This is a genomic window from uncultured Methanofollis sp. (assembly GCF_937919355.1).
In the GTDB taxonomy this organism is placed as follows: domain Archaea; phylum Halobacteriota; class Methanomicrobia; order Methanomicrobiales; family Methanofollaceae; genus Methanofollis.
On sequence record NZ_CALFSA010000007.1, the window covers coordinates 1 to 1,391 of the forward strand.

At 67.1% G+C, this 1,391-nt stretch carries 2 protein-coding genes; one reads left to right on the forward strand and one right to left on the reverse strand.

Translation table 11 applies throughout. The features are described from left to right. Positions 1-215: 215 nt before the first annotated feature. Positions 216-476: an SOS response-associated peptidase family protein gene (locus Q0520_RS00375; RefSeq protein ID WP_298665201.1), complete on the forward strand. Its 261-nt coding sequence runs from the start codon at positions 216-218 to the stop codon at positions 474-476. Position 477: 1 nt separating this feature from the next. On the opposite strand, the gene Q0520_RS00380 is transcribed toward Q0520_RS00375, so the two are convergent. Then, entirely contained in the window at positions 478-1,230 is a 753-nt protein-coding gene (locus tag Q0520_RS00380; protein WP_298665204.1) for a proline dehydrogenase family protein, read from the reverse strand. Positions 1,231-1,391: the final 161 nt, after the last annotated feature.

A 1,391-nucleotide genomic window follows, 5' to 3' on the forward strand; every position in this document is an offset into this window, starting at 1 on the left:
GAGTTCCTCAGAAGGCCGCGTTACAATACTGCACCCGGCCAGGTCTTCCCCGTCGTTGCGGGGGACGGGAAGCGGCGTATCCTCCCTGCCCGCTGGGGGTTGCCGGGCACGCCCCTGATCATTAATGCCCGCGCCGGCGACCTCGCAGGAAGGCCGACCTTTTCCCGCCTCCTCAACGGCGGTCGGTGCCTTGTCCCGGCCACCGGCTTCTACGAGTGGGACTCCATGAGAGGGGATCTTTTGTCATCGTCACGACGGCCGCAAACACTCTCGTGGCGCAGGTCCACTCCCGTATGCCCGCCGTGCTGGGGCGGGAGAGGGAGGTGGCATGGCTTGCCGGGGACGACCCGGCCGGACTCCTCGGGCCTGTCCCTGCGGAGGTGATGACCTCCACGGCGGTGGGGAGCAGGGTCAACGACCCGGCAAACGACGACCCCTCACTCATCGCACCCCTCGCACAGACACAGTGGTGGTGAGTCAGGGGAGGGGCGACCGGCCGAGGTCGCGGAGGCGGTTGAGGTACTGAGCCCGCCGCGCCTCATATATCGACCTTCTCCGGCCATATGGCACGTACTCCAGGACTTTCCAGCCTTCGTCGGCCATCGCCCTCTTGGTCAGGTCAGCAAGGCCCATCAGGAAACCGAACTCCACCAGGTTGCGGCTCTCCGCGTGTGCGGTCAGCCACGCCACCAGGTCGGGGTCATGGAACTGCCTCTGGATCAACCCGAAGTTGCGGGTGTCGCCGAGGTATGCCCCCTTGACGAGCCTTGGCCTGATCCCGGCCGCCTCCATCGCCCTGAGGTCGTCGGCTGTCCTCTGGAGATAGGCCTGGACGGCCAGGGTCAACCGGTGCCCCTCCCCGGCCATGCGTCCTGTCGCCGCAAGGGTGAAATCGACAAGGTTTCGCCCCTCCATATCGATCTCCACCCTGACACCCCGCCTCTTCGCCTCGTCCATGATGCGTCCAAGGTGCGCCGTGCACCCGTCCCTGTCGAAGACCGCACCAAGAGCGGAGAGTTTCAACGCGACCGAGGCGTCGAGGGCGTGCGCCTCGACCGCCCTGACAGCGGCACGGCACCCGGATGCGGCTTCCCAGGCGGCGTCGCGGTCCTGCACGTACTCGCCAGGGGGGCTGATACTGCAGGTGATGCCCTGGCGGTTCCTCTCCTCGCACCACCGTACCGCCGCCTCGAGGTCGGGAAGAGACCAGCGCCTGCCATGACCTGCCATGAGCGGGGATGGGAGGGGGGAGAGGAAAAACGTTGGGGGTCAGAGGGAGGTCCTCGCCTGCTCCCTGAGGAAAGAGAGGAGATAATACGGCCCTCCCGACCCTCTGCCGGTCGCCCCGCTCGCCATCCACCCGCCGAAGGACTGGTACCCCGGCCATGCGC